Genomic DNA, 19,323 nt, shown 5'->3' with positions numbered 1-19,323 from the left:
CAGTCTAAAAATCGAGTTTAAAAATCTATTTTGAAGCCACAATTCGGGCAGGATTACCCACCACAGTGACGCCGGCGGGTACACTTTTGGTCACGACAGCACCCATACCCACAATAGCACCCGCACCAATCACTAAAGGCTGATCAGGTGTGCCCTGCTTAATCATCGCACCCGCGCCAATATAGGCATGCGCATGTATATGAATATTGCCGTTGCATTTTACGCCTGGCGCGAAAGTAACGAAATCCCCAATCACACAATCATGCTCGACATAACTGTATAAATTGGCATGAAAGCACTTGCCTATTTTGACATTGGAGCCAATGCTGACAAAAGGACTCAAAGCAGAACCTTCAGCGAGTTCAATTTGATCCATTAAAACCACATTGTCCGCAGTGATCGACCAAAGCTGAATACCATCTGCTTCTAAACGCTGAGCGATTTTTTCACGCACACGACTATTGGCAATCGCGATTTGCACGTATTTTGTCGATGCAAATTCATTGAGAAACGCTTGGTAATTCATGGCACGATGACCATTGACCGAAGCAATGTCTGTTAACGCATCATCGATAAAGATAATTTCAGACGCATCACCTTGACGTGCCAATTGCTGACGTGCGACAGGCATTAGGCTACGCCCACAACCTGAAACCCCATAAATCGCATAGAGTGTTGTCATTATTTTTGTTCCGGTGTGCCGGTAAATTTTGTCATGGTTGCCTCGCCTTCGGCATTGATATCATCCTTGGCAATCACTTTTTTCACGGTTTTTAGCATGATTTTAAAATCGAGCCATAAGGACTGATTTTCCACATACCACGTATCAAGTTCAAACTTTTTTTCCCATGAAATGGCATTGCGACCATTCACTTGAGCATGACCTGTAATGCCCGGACGCACGTTATGACGCTTGGCCTGCTCATGATTATAGAGCGGTAAATACTCCATCAATAATGGTCGTGGTCCGACAATACTCATATCGCCTTTAATCACATTCCACAGTTCAGGCATTTCATCGAGACTCGTTGAACGGAGCATTTTTCCAAATGGCGTCAGACGCTCACTGTCAGGTAATGGATTGCCCTGCGCATCGAGTGCATCTTTCATAGTGCGGAACTTTACCATTTCAAAGGGCTTGCCATGCAGACCCGGACGCACCTGACGGAATAAAACAGGCGAACCTAAATTCTTTTTCACCTTATGCGCCACCATAAAATACACAGGCGACAGCAGAATTAAAGCGGTCGATGCAATCGCAATATCTAAAATACGTTTGATCATCGCAACATTCCCATTTCAGTCATCATGTGTGCATTGACCTGATGTACATCGTATTTATTCAGCGCGATTTCACGTGAACGCTGTCCCATATATTCAATCAATTTTGGATCTTCAATAAAGTACTGCATGCTTTGCACCAAATCATCGACTGATTTCACCCCGACCAAATAACCATTTTGCCCATGTTGAACAGTTTCCCGGCAACCCGGTGCATCAGTGGTAATAATCGCACGTCCCATCGCCATCGCTTCTAACACGGTACGTGGCGTACCTTCACGATACGACGGCAATACGTAGACCGAACTTTCTGAAATTGCAGGACGCACATCACTCAGTTTACCCCAATAGTTGAGGCGTCCGTCGGCAATCCATTCATCAAGTTCTGCTTGGGCAATGGCTGAGGGATTATCATCAATCCAACCGACCAAATGAAACTCTGTTGCAGGGTGTTTTGCTTTGATGATCCGTGCGGCTTCAGCATATTCACGTACGCCTTTATCACCAAGCAAACGTGCAATCAGTAAGAATGAGGCTTTGACTACGCCCGCATCATTTTGCGGTAAAGGCAAAACATCAAAGTCTTGTACATTGACACCCGAACCATTCACCACCACCGTCGGTTTTTCAGCTTCAAGCAAATGCATGTCTTGGAATAACTTCAAATCATCAGGATTTTGGAAAAAGACTTTATCACTATGTTTCAAGGCTTGTGCATATAAACCATGCACCATTTTTTGAAACAGACTGCGTTTACCTGATTCAACATTTTGGAAGGCATAACCTAGCCCTGTAATTAAAGCAAAGCGATGTGGTACTTTTGCCAACCATGATGCCAGCGTGCCGTAAATGACTGGCTTAATGGTATAAGACAGCACATAGTCAGGCTGAATGCGACGAATCTGCTGATACAGGTTTTTAAGTAATTTTAAGTCTGCAACAGGATTAGTGCCGGTGCGTTGCATTGGAATATCATGTACGGTGTATCCGAGCGACTGCAACTGTTGATATTCGTCAGGAAACGTACTCAGCTCAGGCGCCATGATGTGAATCTCATAGCCTTGATTTGCAATCGCTTCTAATAACTTGCCACGGAAGTTCAGTGCAGAGGGCAAATAACTACATATCATTAAAAACTTCATGCCTGTTGACTCCACACCTGCATATATTGACCGCTGACCGTTTCGATACTGAAATTCTGTTCAACTCGTTTACGCGTTGCTTGTTTTAAAGCGTGTTTTTCTGCTTCTGTTTTTTGCACATACACCAAAATTGCCTCTGCCAAAGCTTGTGCATTGCGTGGCGGTACAATTGCGCCTAAGTCCTGCACAATGTATTTAGCATCGCCAACATCGGTGCTGATACACGGTAACCCTGATGCCATCGCTTCTACCAAGACATTCGGAAAACCTTCAGTAATTGACGTCATAAGAAATGCATCAATCGATTGATAGAACGCAGGCATATCTGAAATTTGATCCAGTAGATGTACCTTTTCGACATCTAATTGATACTGTTCAAATAAGGCTTTGACGTCCACATTCTCTAAACTTGCACCACTACCTGCAATTTTAAAGATGATGTTCTCATCTTTCAGTAAGCCCATGGTTTCAAATAAATACGGATAGCCTTTTGCCGTGTGGTAACGCCCTGCAAAACCAATCACGGTTGGCTGATGCAATTCAGGGTTCGGCTGAAATTTATCAAGAAATACCCCATTGGCGATCACTTGGCTATTTGGGTTTTGAAAGCCAAACGCTTGGTGCTGTTCTAATGAAGAATGCGCACAATAAATAATGCTATTCGGCTGTTTCGATAAGATTTTACTTAAACCTAAAGCAATCTTGGTGCTGATGGATTCATCTTTCGGAGAAGCAAGCGAGTGATGAATGCCCCACACGACTTTTGGTTTTTTTGCTAAGCCAATGACACTCAAACTGGTTAAGGCATTGGCATGGTACATCCAGCATTGCACGGTTTGAGGTTGTAACTGCTTCAGCAATTTACGTAGTTTTTGAATAGCACTCAGGGTATTGATGCCATTCCAACCTAAAGCATAATGTGACTGACAACGATCGAGCGTGCTTTGATAGACCTCTGAGGTTTTCATCAAACTGATGATCACGTGTTGGTATTGATTTTCAGTATATTGAATCAGACGCGCCAACATCATTTCTGCACCGCCCACCCCTGCAAAGTTGGTGATCACATGCACCATCAACGGTTTGCTCATGTTGCAGACTCCATCATGTTTAAGTACTGCTTCAATACCGTTGCCTTGTGGAATTTCTGAATATGCGCTTCAAAATCAGCTTCTTGATAGCGCACATAATCTGCAAAAATCGCCTGTTGCATGGCTTGCGTCAAGCCTGCCTGATCATTGCATTCGACCAATAAGCCAAATTTTGCATGGTCCAAAATTTCCATTGGTCCACTTGGACAATCAGTACTCACCACTTTCACTTTAGACGCAAGTGCCTGAATCAGCACACCCGGTAGACCTTCCCAATTTGAGCTTAAAACAAATAGCGAAGAATATTTAAAATAGGCATACGGGTTTGTATCAAAGCCCGGTAAATCTACGACATCTTTTAAGCCTAAGTCCGATACCAAAGCTTCAAATTCAGTACGCAGTTCACCCTCACCTAAAATAATCAGACGGGTTTCAGAATGCTGATCGTGTAAAGCTTTAAATGAACGAATTAGAAAACCAAAGTTTTTTGCTTCAGTCAGACGCCCTACTGCCAAAATCACTTTATTGTGACCATCAAAAAAGCGATGTGTGACAGGCGCTTTGAGCTTTTCAAAATAAGCATCATCCAGTACAGGGTTATAAATGGTGCTCAGATTATTATTTTTATAGCTGTAGTATTCACGAAAATCAGTTTCTACGCCTTTAGAGACACAAACCACTTGCTGTGCCATGGGATAAGTCCAATTCACCAAAGTTTTTAAAACAAATTTAGCGAGACCCTGTAATTTCAAATTCTTAGACGGCGTCGATACTTCGCGGAAGATCAATGCGGTTTGAACGCCTGCCAGCTTTTTGGCAATGCCCGCCACAATATTGGTGTGGGTTTGCGTTGCCACCAAGCAATCATAGTGCTCAGCTTTCAGCTTCATTTTTAAGGGAGTGATGCTATTCATCACTCGACCGCAATTAAAATTCACCAATTGAATTTTCGAGCTGACTTCAGGCAAGAGTTTGGCTTTATCACCTGTGACATCACACACGCCCAAATGAATATTCAGACCTTGTTCAGCAAAGCTATTGGCAAGTTGAATGACTGTACGTTCTGCACCGCCACCGCCCAAGCTCGGCAAAAAGAACATGACTTTATTCAACATAATCAGACCTAAATTTTAAAATGGGAGAATATTAATGCGGTGTTTTTGAGGATTGAATGGCCATGGCACGTTCCACCCGCTCACGATAATCCGTGATGCCAACCAGCTCACTGTCACTGACACAGGTACTTTGAATTTTGGCTTGATAATCAGCAAAACTGGATACCACTTTGGCAGGCACACCAATCGCCACGCTATGATCAGGAATATCTTTGGTCACCACCGAGCCTGCACCAATCACCACATTTGAGCCAATGCTCACACCGGGCATTACGATTGTATTGACCCCAATAAATACATGCGAACCGACTTGAATTGGTGCAAAGCGTTGGTAACGCTTGCCTTGCGCATCTTTCACCAAACAAGTACTGCCATCATGGGTAATAAATTTCACCCCTGAAGTGACCGTCACATGATCACCAATGCTGACCAAAAATGGCTCTGAGCCCCAGCTTTTAATATAAATTCGGCAATTTTCACCGACTTTCACACCTTTTTTACGTGCATAAGCCACACTGCCTTTTGCCATAAAATAAGCCAAATCAAACAGCTGTCGAAAAGCAGAAACCATAAATGACATACACAGTACCTGAATGGAGCGAGGCAACTTAAAAGGAGGAAAATAAGTCAGCTATTTTACGCTGAAAATCCACTTTACGATATGGAAAACGCAGTCACGATGCAGGATGAAAAAATAAGATCACAGCGATTTGATTTTTCTAGCAGGACTGCCGACATAGACACCCGATTCATCCAAAGGTTTCGACACGAGGCTACACGCGCCAATCACCGAATCACTTGGAATTTTCACACCATCAAGTACCGTCACCCGCGCACCCAGCCAAATATTTTCGCCTAAACTCACGCCTTGTTTGGTAATCGCATCTTTCACCAACACATCAGGTTCACCAAATTTATGATTACTGGCAATGATAATGCTTTGCGTGCCTATACGAGTGTTATCACCAATGCTCACACCGCCACAGCCATTAATAAATGACTTAGAGTTAATGCTGACATCTTTGCCAATCGACACCTTGCCACCAAAGCATTTGATGTAACAACTTTCACCAATAAAACTGTTATCCGCGATTTCTAAGCTTGCACCTTGCTCGACAATTAAACTGACATGATCGCCAATATAAACATTCTGACCGATCTTCACTTGTCCACTAATTTCGACCGTACAAGCCTTACCGAAATAACGAAATTTCGTGCCAAAAGCCAGGTTATAAAATTGCTGACGGCATTGTGCAGTGAACCAATTCATCAGTTTTAACAGTTTAAAAAACATCAGCTTTTGTTTCTCCACACCACATATAAAATGGCAAAGTTATAAATGATTAGTGCCACAGGCACCGCCAAGAGCATATAAATTTTATCGGTACATAAAACATATAAGCCTGCAAATAAAGCGAACTTAATGATGAGTTCTACGATTTGCAGTTTAAATAAGACTTGGCTATTGCGCTTGGCAATTAAATAAGCCGAGCTTGGCGGATTACAGAAAACCGCCCAATAGCCCAACGCTAAAATTTGGAAATAAGTTGAGATACCAACCCATTCAGAACCAAAAATCCAAAGATATACCGATTCAGGCAATACAAAGACCAAGGCAAATAATGGCAGTGAAACTAAACTCAGTAGCACACTGGCTTTTAACGCATTCTGGCTTGAATCTGCATCTTTAAATTTGCGAATAAAAAACTGACGCAGGGTTTGTGAGATCAGATTAATTGGAACACGTAAAGTCCGTTCGACAATGGTATAGAAGCCCATCGCCTGCACACCCACAAAATGCGACACCACATAGTATGGCAAGTTATGTGAAAAACTATTCAGCAAGGCATGTGGCGTATTGGCATAGATAAAGTCTTGATAATTTTTAAACGCGCGCCAACTGACTTGATAGAGCTGATACTTCAATATGTAGAGCAACATCGCCACGATCATCAGGATCGAGCTGACATTGTAGCTATTCACCAAACTGATCTGCATGAACAGTGGCAAACTCAATTGCACTGCAACCACAATCGCACTTCTAAAAATATTTAAGCTCGCACAAAAATATTCCTTATGCGCAGCAAATTGATAGTTATAAACACTCTGAAGCAAGGTATTGGCAAGCACACCGGTTGCCACAGCACATGCCATTTCAACATTTAAAATCAGGCTGATAACGATGCCACTCATCACAGCGATTACTGTTGAGAATACAGTCCCTTCAAAAATCAGGCTTTTTTTATCTTGATCCTCAGCGACCAACAGCGCTTGATCCAAACGCAAATTGGCTACTGTTGAAAGTACACTGACAATCGCCAAAGCAATGCCATACGCGCCAAAATCAGCAACAGAATATAGGCGTGTTAAAACAGGAAGTGCGATAAATGTCATTATCGCACCTGCCAGTAAACTGAGTGTAATCAATCCAATAGACTGATACTTTGCGAAGAGTTTCGCAATCATCGGTTCAAGATCATTTTAAATTATTGACGTACCAACGCATGGCCAATTGAATGCCTTCGGCAATTTTAAACTGCGGTGCATAACCCAAGCCTTGCTCAATTTTGGTAATGCTGGCTTGTGAATGACGTACATCACCAGCTCGGAAATCACGGTACACAGGATCGCGCTCAAAGTTCACCGCATTTTCAGCAAGTGCCACCTGAATGGCACGATATAACTCATTCAACGTAGTACGGTCACCCACAGCCACGTTATACACTTGGTTTTTTGCCTCATCTGATGCAGTCGCCGCCAAGATATTGGCTTGAACCGTATTATCAATAAAACAGAAGTCACGACTGGTTTCACCATCACCATTGATGAAGACATCTTCACCATCAATCATCGATGCTGTCCATTTTGGAATGACTGCGGCATAAGCACCGTTTGGATCTTGGCGCTGACCAAACACGTTAAAGTAACGCAGGCCAATCGCTTTAAAACCGTAGCTGCGTGCAAAGACATCGGCATATAGCTCATTCACGTACTTGGTCACTGCATACGGTGAAAGCGGATTACCAATGTTTTCTTCAACTTTTGGCAATGCAGGATGATCACCATAAGTCGAACTGCTGGCTGCGTATGTAAAGCTGGCAACCCCTGCATCACGCGCAGCAGTCAGCATGTTTAAGAAACCACTGATATTGGTGTCATTGGTGGTAATCGGATCGGCAATCGAACGCGGTACAGAACCTAAAGCAGCTTCATGCAAGACATAATCCACACCTGCACAGGCTTTTTGGCAGTCGGCAAATTGGCGAATATCACCTTCAATAAAACTGAATTTTGCCCATTGCTCAGCAGTGACTAAACTTTGTACTTCATCCAAATTATGCTGGTGACCTGTAGCAAAGTTATCTAAACCCACTACGGTTTGGTTGAGCTTAAGCAATGTTTCGAGAAGATTCGAGCCAATAAAGCCCGCAACACCTGTGACTAACCATATTTTAGGCGCTGTTTTAAGGTTTTCACATACCTGTTGATATTGATTCATTTTGGTATGCCTCTTACAAACGAAGATCAGATTCAGCTTGAGATAACACGTATTTCAAATCATAGAGTACATGATCAGCCTTACCCAAAGCACGAATGGCATCTACGCCCATGTCTTTAAATTGCTCATGCGCGACTGCCAAAATCACAGCATCATATTCACCTTGTGCAGGCGCTTGTACAGGCTGAATCCCATATTCATGCACAGCTTCAGCAGCATCCACCCATGGATCATATACATCAACATTGACATGATATTCTTGCAATTCTTTCACAATATCAATGATGCGGGTATTACGAATATCCGGGCAGTTTTCTTTAAAGCTTAAGCCTAAAATTAAGACTTTGGCATCTTCTACTTGAATGCGTTTTTTCAGCATGGCTTTCACCAACTGCGTTACTACATAAGCACCCATACCATCATTTAAACGGCGACCCGCTAAAATAATTTCTGGGTTATAACCAATCGCTTGTGCTTTATGGGTTAAATAGTACGGGTCAACGCCAATACAGTGACCGCCAACCAAACCCGGACGGAATGGAAGAAAGTTCCATTTGGTACCTGCTGCTTGTAATACCGCTTCGGTATCAATACCCATTTTATTGAAAATCAATGCCAATTCATTAATTAAGGCAATATTCACATCACGCTGGGTGTTTTCAATTACCTTGGCTGCTTCTGCCACTTTAATGCTGGTTGCTTTGTGTGTGCCTGCTTCAATAATCAGGTTATAAACTGCATCAACATAATCAGCGACTTCAGGTGTAGAACCCGAGGTGATTTTTAAAATATTCGTCACACGGTGCAGTTTATCGCCTGGGTTAATACGCTCAGGGCTATAACCTGCATAAAAATCTTGATTAAATGTTAAACCTGAGTTTTTCTCTAAAACAGGAATACAAACTTCTTCCGTTGCACCCGGATAAACCGTTGATTCATAGACAACCACATCACCTTTTTTCAACACTTTTGCAATGCTTTCTGAAGCTTTAACCAATGGGGTTAAATCTGGTTGTTTATATTCGTCAATTGGGGTCGGAACAGTAACAATAAAGAAATTACAGTCTTCGAGTTGCTGTAAATTCGTGGTGTAGCTTAAATGTGCTGCTTGTTGTAATTCTTCAGGTGAAACTTCTAAAGTATGATCCTGCCCGCTTTGTAGCTCATCAATACGCTTTTGATGGATATCAAAACCCACCACGGGTACTTTTTTTCCAAATTCTACTGCAAGAGGAAGTCCCACATAACCTAGACCAATAATTGCTATTTTTAGTTCAGAAAGCTGTAACATACAGAAGCCTATGCGATTGATGATGAATCATCATGACATGATAATGAGCTTGCTAATATAGCAGAATTTGCTACTAAATGATGCGCTAGAATAAGCGATCACCACATAAATCAACTGGAATACAACCTGAGATACATTATAGAAATAGTCTTAACAATATTTATAAATGCTTATTTTAATAAATCAGTTCAATATTCAAATACATATTAAGCAGCACCTAAAAACAGATGAACTGGCTTACATCAGATATTTTTGAAAAGCTTACGACGCAAAGTTTTCTTGTGTTATATTAGGGCACAATAATGGTATAAATTCATACCGTGTTTTAATCTATATTTGGGGTTTTGTTAACCCGTATGTGTGTGACCCAATTATTTTTATAAATAGGATTTGATTTAGAGTGGACTTATACCGTTACAGTTTAATCGCAGCTCTCAGCTTGGGAATGACTGGCTGTGCAATTACTTCAGGCTTACAAACCTATGATTTACCAAGTGAAGGTTTATACCAAACTGAACTTGGAACACAGGTTAATGTGGTAAAAATCACACAAGAATCTCTTCCTGCTTTTCAACCTGCTCAATTTAATCAACAAAGTTTTGCGCATTTATTTAATCGCACACATAACAATTATAAACTCAGTGCTGGCGATATTCTGTCTATTTATTTATGGGCTTATCCAGAAATTACACCACCAGTAAACAATATTAATAATGACGTTGGTGTTCAATCTAATGGTTATCAAATTGACCAGCAGGGTTATATTCAATTCCCTGTCATTGGTCGTTATAAAGCCTCAGGTAAATCGTTGGCCCAAGTCAACCAAGAACTTCGCAGTCAATTGTCACGTTATCTTAAAACACCTGATGTAGTCGCACGTGTTTTATCCTATCAAGGCCAGCGTTACTCAGTTCAGGGTAATGTCATGAAAGGTGGACAGTTCTTCCTCAATGATCAACCTGTTAGTGTATATACTGCCTTAGGTCTTGCTGGTGGGGTAAATACACAATTTGGTGACAATACTTCAATTACCCTCGTGCGCCAAGGACAAACCTATACGCTCAATAGTATTGAATTAGAAAAAGCAGGCTATTCTCTGCATAACCTGCTCATTCAAGCCAATGATACGCTCTACGTCAACTCACGTGAAAACCAAAAGATTTATGTGATGGGTGAATCTGGAAAAAATCAATCCCTACCAATGCGTGATCAAGGGATGACGCTCAGCGATGTGTTGGGTGAAAGCTTAGGTTTAAATCCACTTTCTGCAAGTCGTGGCAAAATTTACGTCGTACGTAGTGGTGCCGATCATCCAGTAACTGAAATTTATCATTTAAATTTAGCCAGCATTGGTGACTTTGGCTTGGCCAATCAGTTCAAGATGCGTAGTAATGATATTGTGTATGTAGATGCATCTGGGCTTGCGCGCTGGCAACGTGTAGTCAATCAAGTACTGCCCTTCTCTAGCGCAATTTCCAACTTAGATCGGTTAGGTCAGTAATGCAGATTCAAAATATCTTAGTGGTCTGCATTGGTAATATTTGTCGTAGTCCTATGGCAGAATATTTTTTTAAACAGGAACTTCCTCATTTAAAAATCCATTCTGCAGGTATTTCAGGGCTGGTGGGGCATCCTGCAGATGAAAAAGCGCAACATTGCATGGCGGAATTGGGGATTCAAATGCAGGCACATGTGGCGCGTAAATTGAATGCTGAACTCATCAAACAAGCAGATCTGATTCTGGTGATGAGTCAAAATCAGCAAAAACATGTCGAGCAGACTTGGCCTTTTGCCAAGGGAAAAACCTTTCGCTTAGGTCATTGGCAAGGACGCAACGTTGCCGATCCTTATCAAAAGGATCAAGAAACATTTAATGAAGCCTGTGCACTCATTCAGCAATGTGTCACTGACTGGAAAAACCATATTTAATTATTTTTGAATGACGATTATGAGCCAACAAAACACCAATACTGAAGATACCATTGACTTAAAAGAATTATTTTTCTCATTAATTGCTCAGTGGAAACTGATTGCGCTCTGCGTTATTTTAAGTTTGGTCTGCGCCCTGCTCTATTTACGTACCACGCCAGATACATATTCTGTCGATGCTTTAGTACAAGTAGAAGAAGGTAAAGGGGCATCTGCAGCCTTACTGGGTGATCTTTCGAATATGATTGATCAAAAGCAACCCGCTCAAACTGAAATTGAACTTTTACGCTCACGCCTAGTACTTGGCACAGTCATTCAAAATTTAAATTTAGATATCACAATTCAAGGCAATTCAGATACCTTTACAAATCGTTTATTTGCACCGCACGATTACTCTACAGAATATCTCAAAAATTCAGTGGTGTTTAAAGACAATGAGCAGGCTTTTGATATCCGAAAATTGTCAGTTCCTAACAGTTATCTAGATAAACCATTACAACTCAAATTCCAAAATAGAAAGTTCACACTTACAGATAAAAAAACAGAACAAATTGTATTTTCTGGTGATCTAAATAAGGAAAATAGAGTATCGACACCCGAAGGCCTTTGGATCGTTACCATATTTAGTCAAGATCAATTCAATGACCAATATATAATTCAAAAACTTTCTCTTCCGAATGCAGTAAAAAATATTCTTGACGACTACTCTGTTGCAGAAAAAGGAAAACTAACTGGTGTACTTGGCCTTAATTATCAAGGTCAAGATCAAGAACATATCACCAAAGTACTCAATGCCATCTTAGATGTTTATAAACAACAGAATATTGATCGTAGCTCTGCAGAAAGTGCACAAACCCTAAAATTCTTGGATGAACAATTACCAGAATTAAAAAAACAACTGGATACAGCTGAACGTGAATTTAACAAATTCCGTCAACAATATAATACGGTTGATGTCACCAAAGAATCTGAACTCTACTTAACACAAAGTGTAACCCTAGAAACACAAAAAGCAGAGTTAGAGCAAAAAGTTGCCGAAGCTGGTGCGAAGTACACGAACGAACATCCTGTGATGCAACAGATGACGGCCCAGCTGAGTGCGCTGAATAAAAAAATTGGTGAATTAGAAAATACACTCAAGCAACTGCCTGACCTACAACGTCGTTACTTGCAGTTATATCGTGAAGTTGAAGTGAAAAATCAACTGTATACTTCCCTACTAAACTCTTACCAACAACTGCGTATTGCTAAAGCGGGTGAAATTGGCAATGTTCGCATCGTAGACCATGCGATCGAGCCTGTAGAGCCGATCAAACCCAAGAAATTAATCATTTTAGTTTTATCCATTTTTGTAGGTGGCTTCTTAGGTACACTCCTTGCATTACTGCGTAATATGATGCGCACAGGTATTAAAGACTCATCACAAATTGAAAATGAACTTGATTTACCTGTTTATGCCACTGTACCGCGTTCACCAGTACAAGAAAGTCGTATTAAACTGTTAAAGAAAAAGAAAACTATTCCTGTTCTTGCAGTTAAAAATAACGATGACATTGCTATTGAAAGCCTACGTAGCATGCGTACCGCGATTCATTTTGCAATGAGTAGTGCCAAAAATAATTTAATTATGATTTCAGGCCCAGCACCTGAAGTAGGTAAATCATTTATCTCGACCAATTTGGCCGCAATTTTGGCGCAAAGCAATAAACGCGTATTGATTATTGATGCAGATATGCGTCGCGGTTATTTGCATAAATATTTCAACACTGAAAATACCCCTGGTCTTGCTGATTACTTAAATAACCAACAAAATTTAGATGCGATTATCAAACCATCTGAAATTTCTGGCTTAAGTGTAATTACTCGTGGCAAGAGCCCAACGAATCCATCAGAACTTCTCAGCTCTGCAAAATTCGCAGCACTTTTAGAGCAACTTTCACCACTCTATGACCATATTATTATTGATACACCGCCTGTGTTGGCTGTGACCGATGGTATTATCATTTCACAATATACTGGTGTAAATCTGGTGATTGCACGCTTTGCTAAAACGCAAATGAAAGAGCTTGAATTGACCATGAACCGCTTTGAACAAGTGGGTGTCAAAATTAATGGTGTGATTCTGAATGATATTCAGCGTGGCACAGGTGGTTATGGCTACGGTTATGGCTATAATTACTCTTATGGTTATAAAGCCAATAAAGATCAGGACTAAATCTTGATTGTTTAAAAACCAATGCACTGCATTGGTTTTTTTATACCAGCAAAGACTTTAAAGCACAGTAGAATAGGCGATTAAATCCATTTTATTTGTATGATAAATGTTTTATACATTCAGTCTGTTATAGAATATTTTATATGACATGACTATGATGAGTTTTCCAGCTCAAATCAGGTGTAATTCACACAAGCTATTGCACCACAGCTGGAAAAGTCTGCTAATCTTTCAGCAACTTTATAGATTTAGAATAATTTGGGAAATTTTATGAGTAAGGCCCTACCCATTGCTGTCGCTGTTGTACTAGGCGGTGCTGCACTTGTTCCAGTGTATTTTGCGTCACAAAAACCAGCTGTACAGGCTGCGACTTCAACTCAACCTGCAGCCAATGCCTCTGCTGTCGCAAAAATTAGCTATGCATTGGGCTATGAAGTTGCTCACCAAACTCCTCCAGAGCTCGATATTGATAGCTTTGTGACAGGTGTTCGTGCAGGCCATGCCCGCACCCAACCAGCTTATACAGAAGAAGAATTACAACAAGCCTATGTACAGTTCCAAAAAGACATGCAACAAAAACAGCATGATCAAGTGCAACAAGTACAAGTTGCGAGTGACACCTTCCTTGCTGAAAATAAAAAGAAACCAGGTGTTGTAACAACCGCATCTGGCTTACAGTATAAAATTACGAAAGAAGGTACAGGGAAACAACCTCAAGCCAATTCGATCGTGACAGTCCATTACAAAGGCCAATTGGTCGACGGTAAAGTCTTTGATAGTTCAATTGAACGCGGTGAGCCAATTGAGTTCCCACTGAATCAAGTAATTCCTGGTTGGACTGAAGGCTTACAATTGATGAAAGAAGGCGGTAAAGCAACGCTCTATATTCCAGCAAAATTAGGTTATGGTGAAAACGGCGTTCCTGGCACAATTCCACCAAATAGCACGCTTATTTTTGATGTTGAACTGATTAAAGTGAAATAACAAAAATGATCCCAAGGAGAGCATTTGCTCTCCTTCATTTCTTCTGGAAACAAACAACATGAAAATTAAAATAAGCCTGCTATGCTGTGCACTTTTGAGTGGCACGACCTTCGCAAAAGACATTAATACGCAAAGTAGCACTGCCGAACAAGTGGGCTATAGCTTTGGTTACTTAATGGGTCGTAGTAATGCCGATGCCATGAAAGATATGGATCTTGATGCCTTTGTACAGGGCTTAAAAGCATCATCTCAAGGGCAAACTGCAACCTTAACTGACGAAGAAATGACGCGTGTATTGACCCAATTTAAGCGTCGAGCAGAAGCGAAACAATTGATCGAGCTAAAACAAAAAGCCGACGAAAATGCAAAAATTGGTACTGCATTTTTAGCTGAAAATGCCAAAAAAGAAGGGGTTAAAACCACCAAGTCTGGTTTGCAATATATTGTCATCAAAGAGGGAACCGGCAAATCGCCTAAGGCCAATTCAAATGTGACCGTCAATTATGAAGGTCGCTTAATTGATGATACTGTTTTTGACAGTTCAATTGCACGTAACCACCCTGCTAACTTTCAAGTCAGCCAAGTGATTCAAGGCTGGACGGAAGGCTTACAACTGATGAAAGAAGGCGCGAAATATCGCTTCTTTATTCCTGCAAATTTGGCCTATGGTCAAATTGGTTCAGGTGATGTCATTGAACCCAATAGCACCTTAATTTTTGATGTTGAGTTACTCAACGTGAATTCTAAATAATTCATTACAATTTTGGCTTATTGCCCTACGGGATGATAAGCCTGCCTCAGCCCTAAGTCAGCTCTATATTCCGTGCAGGATAGTGTACTTTTACCCTAATTTATTAGCCTGCAATTTACGCATTTATCATAAATAAATCATATTTTTATGCTTTAATCTTTGCATTCGTATTGGAACAAGGATTTGGCTTCATGGCTCTGAAAATAAAAACACGTGAAATTCAATATAAGGCGGTAGATGGAACAACTTTAATTGGATATTTTGCCACACCTGAAACAGATCAAGTCGTACCTGGCGTACTGGTTTCACCTGAATGGTGGGGACGAAATGACTATACAGAGCAGCGCGCACGAGAACTAGCAGAACATGGCTATGCCGCTTTGGCCCTCGACATGTACGGCAATAAAAACGTCACCACAGATGCAAAACAAGCCTATGCTTGGATGATGCAAACTTTCGAGCAAAGCAATACCATTGTAGATCGTGCTACAGCAGCACTGAACTGTCTTGCATCTCAAGCAGAAGTGGATGCTTCCCAACTGGGTGCGATTGGTTTTTGCTATGGAGGAAAAGTTGTATTGGATTTGGCGCGCTCTGGTGCACAGCTCAAAGCTGTTGCAACATTCCATGCCAATTTATCTGCACAAACGCCTGCACAAGCAGGTCAAGTTCAGGCAGAAATTTTGGTCCTCCATGGTGCAGAGGACAGCATGGTTAGTCTAGATGATGTCGCAAAATTTAAAGAAGAAATGTTTAGCGCTCAGGTTGAGCATGACGTCATTGTATATGAAGATGCTAAACATGGATTCTCAAATCCATTAGCAGATGAACGTGCTCAAGCCAATGGCGTTGACTTAGGCTATAACGCCGAAGCAGAAAAAAAGAGTCTGGCTGCCATGTACGATTTACTCGACCGCAATCTTAAAACTGCTGAGCAAATTTAAGTTTATAATTTGAATATCCACTGATTCGAAGGAGGATAGAACAATGAATACGCACTGCCCTTATTGTGACTACAATGATTATGCAGTACTGGCACAAAATGAATTTGGATTGATTCTCCCAGAACCCCAAAGCCTATCTAAAGGACATTGTGTCATTATTCCAATACGTCATGTCAGTTCATTTTTTGAAATCACTGACAAAGAACGTAAAAGCTTAATGTCTTTATTGGAACAAGCGCGCAATGAATTAAATTTAATTCATCAGCCAGCGGGTTTTCATATTGGGTTTAATGACGGCCATGCATTTGGCACAGAAGCTGAGCATTTGCATATTCACATTATCCCCTATTATGACAACCAAGACTTAGTCCTTGATCAGCGCTGGGGCAACATAGCACAGCCTTAATTTTTGAGTAACGATGTTTAGATACAGGTCCTATTGGGGCCTGTATCTTTTTTTCTACGCTTTTAGAATGTTGATATTTATGCTTATATTCATGGGCACTTAATCTAACTAAATCGTGAACAACGATTCCTATCCGACATGAGCACTTTAGATTTCTAATAACAGCCATTTGGTTCAATAGATTAATGATCCTTATGACAGATTTATTCTACTAAATCATAAATATATGTTCTGTTTGCGAGTAGATAATTCACTTGAATATATCGAACTTTATAGCAGGTTTTATGCTTAATTTTTTGTTGAAAAACAAAATACTTATAGTGAAATGGAAAACCATGAATATTCATATTTTGAAGTAAAAGCTTCTCACCATTTATATTGACCTCATGTCTTTCGATTCCATGCTTAGTTGAAAATGCTTTTTCTAAATACAAGCATCCTAAATATATATTCTGATGATTTTTTGATAGTTCTTTAGCTTTATTAATTAGAAAAAAATGCTCTCTTAAAGTATGTATTGTGAATGAGGAAAATATAATGATCAGACTAATTTGAACATAATGTCTTTTTGAATATTCAGCAATTCCCATTATTTTTAATACCTACAAATTAGAATGCACATCGATCTCAACCCTAAGAAAATATCTAAATAAAACAATAATAAACACCAAATTCATTATTGATTTTACAATTTTAAAGTTAAATCAAAGCGCATCAAATTTGAATGGTCTACAATAAAGCGCGTTTTTCACTGTATTAATGATGTTCCATGTCTTTTAAATTTTCAGATGCTTTACTGGCTTGGTTTGATGTTCATGGTCGCCATGATTTGCCTTGGCAAGTTGTCGATGATCCATACAAAGTCTGGGTGTCTGAAATAATGCTCCAACAAACGCAGGTCAAAACCGTCTTGCAGTATTTTGAGCGTTTTATTATGCGTTTTCCCACTGTACAGGACTTAGGTCGTGCCAGCTGGGATGATGTGGCGCCTTATTGGGCTGGTTTAGGCTACTATGCCCGCGCGCGAAATTTACATAAAGCAGCTGGCATTGTCGCGCAAAAAGGAGCATTTCCTAGCAATTTAGAACAATGGATTGAACTGCCTGGCATTGGTCGTTCAACCGCTGGGGCCTTAATGTCTCTGGGCTTACGTGAATACGGCGTGATTATGGATGGCAACGTTAAACGTGTGCTCTCACGCTTTTTTGCCATTGAAGATGACCTGTCTAAGCCACAACATGAACGTGAAATGTGGGCTTTAGCAACGCAGTTATGTCCTACTGAGCGTAATCATGACTATACGCAAGCAATTATGGATTTAGGTGCAACCGTCTGCACGCCCAAAAAACCGCTTTGCCTCTATTGCCCAATGCAGCAGCATTGCAAGGCGCATCAGCAAGGCATTGAAACTGAACTGCCATTTAAAAAAGCCAAAAAGCCTGTTCCAGTTAAAGAAGCACAGGTCTTGTTGATTCAATCTGCTGGAGAATGGCTTTGGATACAGCGTCCAAATCAGGGCTTATGGGGTGGTTTATGGTGTTTGCCAATTTATGAAAGTGCACTTGATTTCCAAAATGAATTGCAACGCTATGCACTGAAAAAAGAAATTTCTCGTGCACAAATTTCACATAGCTTTACCCATTTTACCTGGCACCTTGATGCGATTGCCGTTGAACTTCCTCCAGATCAAAAAGAACATTTGGCAATCGAGTTCAATGCGCAATGGCTAACACCACAAGCCGCATCTGCACTCGGAATTCCAACCGCAATGAAAAAATTGATCTCAGCCATCAATCTATGACATAGTCAGAACACAGTGCTTCGGCACATCCAATTAGATCATAGAGGGATTGCCGTGCTACGCTGGATTGCAATTGTCATTTTAGGAATGAATCTGCTTTGGCTGGCCGCTTGTACCAGCACACCACCAGCACCCGCCAAACCTACACTGCCCCCCGCACAAATTCAAAAACTCCAACAGATGCGCTTGCCAACTAAACTGCCAGTGCCTGTAGACGATATTAAAGCCAAAAATTTAAAAGATACTTGGGGTGCATCACGTAGCAGTGGTCGTACACATGAAGGGATAGATATCTTGGCTCCACGTGGAACGAAAGTCTACACCGCCACCGAAGGCTTGATTGCTGACTTACGCAATAACAATTTGGGTGGTAAAGTGGTATGGATAATCGGGCCAGCAGGCTCTTGGCATTACTATGCACATTTAGATGACCATAAGCGTGGACTTAAAGTCGGAGATTATGTCAAAAAAGGTGATCTCATTGGCTATGTGGGCAATACCGGCAACGCTCGCCATACTGCCCCACATCTACACTATGGTATTTACTTAAATGGCAAAGGCCGAGGTGCAGTTAACCCCTTCCCTTATTTACGTTAATTATCAGGAAACATTCATGTCAGAAGCACTGATCAGCCGCCTTGTTGAATTTGCAGAATCAGGTAACCAACAAAAAATCACCGTGGCTGGACAGACCCATCAAGGCTGGATTATGGAAATTACCGAAGAAGCACTCATGATCAGTACAGGCTATGCAGACAAAGCGGGCAAGGATGTATGGATTCAATTTAGTGACTTAGATCAAGCGACACTGTCTTATTGGGACAATCAAAATGACCAATGGTCTGAATTTAAGCTTTAATTGGATCAACTCAAA

At 40.9% G+C, this 19,323-nt stretch carries 20 protein-coding genes; 10 read left to right on the top strand and 10 right to left on the bottom strand.

Annotated features, from left to right (window positions below):
- Positions 1 to 25: 25 nt before the first annotated feature.
- From C9E88_RS00410 to tviB, 10 genes are all read right to left on the bottom strand, one after another.
- On the bottom strand, positions 26 to 682 hold the full coding sequence (locus C9E88_RS00410) for a NeuD/PglB/VioB family sugar acetyltransferase (protein WP_106985605.1): 657 nt from the start codon (positions 680 to 682) through the stop codon (positions 26 to 28).
- Positions 682 to 1,284, bottom strand: a complete 603-nt coding sequence (locus C9E88_RS00405) for a sugar transferase (RefSeq protein WP_106985606.1) — start codon at positions 1,282 to 1,284, stop codon at positions 682 to 684. The genes C9E88_RS00410 and C9E88_RS00405 overlap by 1 nt, the downstream gene beginning before the upstream one ends.
- Positions 1,281 to 2,423: a glycosyltransferase family 4 protein gene (locus tag C9E88_RS00400; protein WP_106985607.1), complete on the bottom strand. Its 1,143-nt coding sequence runs from the start codon at positions 2,421 to 2,423 to the stop codon at positions 1,281 to 1,283. The genes C9E88_RS00405 and C9E88_RS00400 overlap by 4 nt, the downstream gene beginning before the upstream one ends.
- A complete protein-coding gene (locus C9E88_RS00395; RefSeq protein WP_106985608.1) occupies positions 2,420 to 3,514 on the bottom strand; it encodes a glycosyltransferase in 1,095 nt (364 codons plus the stop codon). Before C9E88_RS00395 ends, C9E88_RS00400 begins: the two co-directional genes overlap by 4 nt.
- Positions 3,511 to 4,629, bottom strand: coding sequence for a glycosyltransferase (locus tag C9E88_RS00390; protein WP_106985609.1), 1,119 nt, complete (start codon positions 4,627 to 4,629; stop codon positions 3,511 to 3,513). Before C9E88_RS00390 ends, C9E88_RS00395 begins: the two co-directional genes overlap by 4 nt.
- A gap of 31 nt (positions 4,630 to 4,660) precedes the next feature.
- Positions 4,661 to 5,209, bottom strand: a complete 549-nt coding sequence (locus C9E88_RS00385) for an acyltransferase (RefSeq protein ID WP_106985610.1) — start codon at positions 5,207 to 5,209, stop codon at positions 4,661 to 4,663.
- 120 nt (positions 5,210 to 5,329) lie between these two features.
- Positions 5,330 to 5,923, bottom strand: coding sequence for an acyltransferase (locus C9E88_RS00380; RefSeq protein ID WP_106985611.1), 594 nt, complete (start codon positions 5,921 to 5,923; stop codon positions 5,330 to 5,332).
- Entirely contained in the window at positions 5,923 to 7,095 is a 1,173-nt protein-coding gene (locus tag C9E88_RS00375; protein ID WP_106985612.1) for a lipopolysaccharide biosynthesis protein, read from the bottom strand. The genes C9E88_RS00380 and C9E88_RS00375 overlap by 1 nt, the downstream gene beginning before the upstream one ends.
- A gap of 10 nt (positions 7,096 to 7,105) precedes the next feature.
- Positions 7,106 to 8,128: an NAD-dependent epimerase/dehydratase family protein gene (locus tag C9E88_RS00370; RefSeq protein ID WP_106985613.1), complete on the bottom strand. Its 1,023-nt coding sequence runs from the start codon at positions 8,126 to 8,128 to the stop codon at positions 7,106 to 7,108.
- A 13-nt stretch (positions 8,129 to 8,141) separates the two neighbouring features.
- The gene (gene tviB, locus C9E88_RS00365; RefSeq protein WP_106985614.1) at positions 8,142 to 9,419 is read right to left on the bottom strand and encodes a Vi polysaccharide biosynthesis UDP-N-acetylglucosamine C-6 dehydrogenase TviB; all 1,278 of its coding nucleotides are present in this window, start codon (positions 9,417 to 9,419) and stop codon (positions 8,142 to 8,144) included.
- A gap of 445 nt (positions 9,420 to 9,864) precedes the next feature.
- On the opposite strand from tviB, the gene C9E88_RS00360 reads away from it, so the two are divergent.
- The 10 genes from C9E88_RS00360 to C9E88_RS00315 all read left to right on the top strand — a co-directional run bounded on the left by C9E88_RS00360 (position 9,865) and on the right by C9E88_RS00315 (position 19,308).
- Entirely contained in the window at positions 9,865 to 10,920 is a 1,056-nt protein-coding gene (locus tag C9E88_RS00360) for a polysaccharide biosynthesis/export family protein (protein WP_106985636.1), read from the top strand.
- Complete coding sequence (locus C9E88_RS00355) at positions 10,920 to 11,348, top strand: low molecular weight protein-tyrosine-phosphatase (RefSeq protein ID WP_106985615.1); 429 nt, start codon at positions 10,920 to 10,922, stop codon at positions 11,346 to 11,348. The genes C9E88_RS00360 and C9E88_RS00355 overlap by 1 nt, the downstream gene beginning before the upstream one ends.
- Before the next feature lie 19 nt (positions 11,349 to 11,367).
- Positions 11,368 to 13,563 carry a polysaccharide biosynthesis tyrosine autokinase gene (locus C9E88_RS00350; RefSeq protein WP_106985637.1) on the top strand — a complete coding sequence of 732 codons (2,196 nt, stop codon included), beginning with the start codon at positions 11,368 to 11,370 and terminating at the stop codon, positions 13,561 to 13,563.
- Positions 13,564 to 13,833: 270 nt separating this feature from the next.
- Positions 13,834 to 14,547: a BamJ family beta-barrel-assembly machinery protein gene (gene bamJ, locus C9E88_RS00345; RefSeq protein ID WP_106985616.1), complete on the top strand. Its 714-nt coding sequence runs from the start codon at positions 13,834 to 13,836 to the stop codon at positions 14,545 to 14,547.
- Positions 14,548 to 14,605: 58 nt separating this feature from the next.
- Positions 14,606 to 15,298 (top strand): BamJ family beta-barrel-assembly machinery protein, encoded by a 693-nt coding sequence (gene bamJ / locus C9E88_RS00340; protein ID WP_106985617.1) that lies wholly within the window; start codon positions 14,606 to 14,608, stop codon positions 15,296 to 15,298.
- Between the two features lie 191 nt (positions 15,299 to 15,489).
- Positions 15,490 to 16,242 carry a dienelactone hydrolase family protein gene (locus C9E88_RS00335; protein WP_106985618.1) on the top strand — a complete coding sequence of 251 codons (753 nt, stop codon included), beginning with the start codon at positions 15,490 to 15,492 and terminating at the stop codon, positions 16,240 to 16,242.
- Between the two features lie 43 nt (positions 16,243 to 16,285).
- Positions 16,286 to 16,648: an HIT family protein gene (locus C9E88_RS00330; RefSeq protein ID WP_106985619.1), complete on the top strand. Its 363-nt coding sequence runs from the start codon at positions 16,286 to 16,288 to the stop codon at positions 16,646 to 16,648.
- 769 nt (positions 16,649 to 17,417) lie between these two features.
- Positions 17,418 to 18,449: an A/G-specific adenine glycosylase gene (gene mutY / locus C9E88_RS00325; protein ID WP_106985621.1), complete on the top strand. Its 1,032-nt coding sequence runs from the start codon at positions 17,418 to 17,420 to the stop codon at positions 18,447 to 18,449.
- 87 nt (positions 18,450 to 18,536) lie between these two features.
- Positions 18,537 to 19,046: a M23 family metallopeptidase gene (locus C9E88_RS00320; RefSeq protein WP_106985638.1), complete on the top strand. Its 510-nt coding sequence runs from the start codon at positions 18,537 to 18,539 to the stop codon at positions 19,044 to 19,046.
- 16 nt (positions 19,047 to 19,062) lie between these two features.
- Positions 19,063 to 19,308 (top strand): hypothetical protein, encoded by a 246-nt coding sequence (locus C9E88_RS00315; RefSeq protein ID WP_106985622.1) that lies wholly within the window; start codon positions 19,063 to 19,065, stop codon positions 19,306 to 19,308.
- Positions 19,309 to 19,323: the final 15 nt, after the last annotated feature.

The sequence above is a fragment of the Acinetobacter cumulans genome, from assembly GCF_003024525.3.
Taxonomy (GTDB): Bacteria; Pseudomonadota; Gammaproteobacteria; order Pseudomonadales; family Moraxellaceae; genus Acinetobacter; species Acinetobacter cumulans.
The sequence above is the reverse complement of the archived record's forward strand: the minus strand, read 5'-3'. Positions and strand labels throughout refer to the sequence as shown.

What these genes read in the sequence shown, in the direction of transcription:
- C9E88_RS00400 (WP_106985607.1), bottom strand. Translation starts at nt 2,423, where the DNA reads ATGAAGTTTTTAATGATATGTAGTTATTTGCCCTCTGCACTGAACTTC.
- C9E88_RS00375 (WP_106985612.1), bottom strand. Translation starts at nt 7,095, where the DNA reads ATGATTGCGAAACTCTTCGCAAAGTATCAGTCTATTGGATTGATTACA.
- C9E88_RS00390 (WP_106985609.1), bottom strand. Translation starts at nt 4,629, where the DNA reads ATGTTGAATAAAGTCATGTTCTTTTTGCCGAGCTTGGGCGGTGGCGGT.
- C9E88_RS00370 (WP_106985613.1), bottom strand. Translation starts at nt 8,128, where the DNA reads ATGAATCAATATCAACAGGTATGTGAAAACCTTAAAACAGCGCCTAAA.
- bamJ (WP_106985617.1), top strand. Translation starts at nt 14,606, where the DNA reads ATGAAAATTAAAATAAGCCTGCTATGCTGTGCACTTTTGAGTGGCACG.
- C9E88_RS00330 (WP_106985619.1), top strand. Translation starts at nt 16,286, where the DNA reads ATGAATACGCACTGCCCTTATTGTGACTACAATGATTATGCAGTACTG.
- C9E88_RS00360 (WP_106985636.1), top strand. Translation starts at nt 9,865, where the DNA reads ATGACTGGCTGTGCAATTACTTCAGGCTTACAAACCTATGATTTACCA.
- C9E88_RS00405 (WP_106985606.1), bottom strand. Translation starts at nt 1,284, where the DNA reads ATGATCAAACGTATTTTAGATATTGCGATTGCATCGACCGCTTTAATT.
- C9E88_RS00320 (WP_106985638.1), top strand. Translation starts at nt 18,537, where the DNA reads ATGAATCTGCTTTGGCTGGCCGCTTGTACCAGCACACCACCAGCACCC.
- C9E88_RS00410 (WP_106985605.1), bottom strand. Translation starts at nt 682, where the DNA reads ATGACAACACTCTATGCGATTTATGGGGTTTCAGGTTGTGGGCGTAGC.
- C9E88_RS00355 (WP_106985615.1), top strand. Translation starts at nt 10,920, where the DNA reads ATGCAGATTCAAAATATCTTAGTGGTCTGCATTGGTAATATTTGTCGT.
- mutY (WP_106985621.1), top strand. Translation starts at nt 17,418, where the DNA reads ATGTCTTTTAAATTTTCAGATGCTTTACTGGCTTGGTTTGATGTTCAT.
- C9E88_RS00350 (WP_106985637.1), top strand. Translation starts at nt 11,368, where the DNA reads ATGAGCCAACAAAACACCAATACTGAAGATACCATTGACTTAAAAGAA.
- C9E88_RS00335 (WP_106985618.1), top strand. Translation starts at nt 15,490, where the DNA reads ATGGCTCTGAAAATAAAAACACGTGAAATTCAATATAAGGCGGTAGAT.
- bamJ (WP_106985616.1), top strand. Translation starts at nt 13,834, where the DNA reads ATGAGTAAGGCCCTACCCATTGCTGTCGCTGTTGTACTAGGCGGTGCT.
- C9E88_RS00315 (WP_106985622.1), top strand. Translation starts at nt 19,063, where the DNA reads ATGTCAGAAGCACTGATCAGCCGCCTTGTTGAATTTGCAGAATCAGGT.
- C9E88_RS00395 (WP_106985608.1), bottom strand. Translation starts at nt 3,514, where the DNA reads ATGAGCAAACCGTTGATGGTGCATGTGATCACCAACTTTGCAGGGGTG.
- C9E88_RS00380 (WP_106985611.1), bottom strand. Translation starts at nt 5,923, where the DNA reads ATGTTTTTTAAACTGTTAAAACTGATGAATTGGTTCACTGCACAATGC.
- tviB (WP_106985614.1), bottom strand. Translation starts at nt 9,419, where the DNA reads ATGTTACAGCTTTCTGAACTAAAAATAGCAATTATTGGTCTAGGTTAT.
- C9E88_RS00385 (WP_106985610.1), bottom strand. Translation starts at nt 5,209, where the DNA reads ATGTCATTTATGGTTTCTGCTTTTCGACAGCTGTTTGATTTGGCTTAT.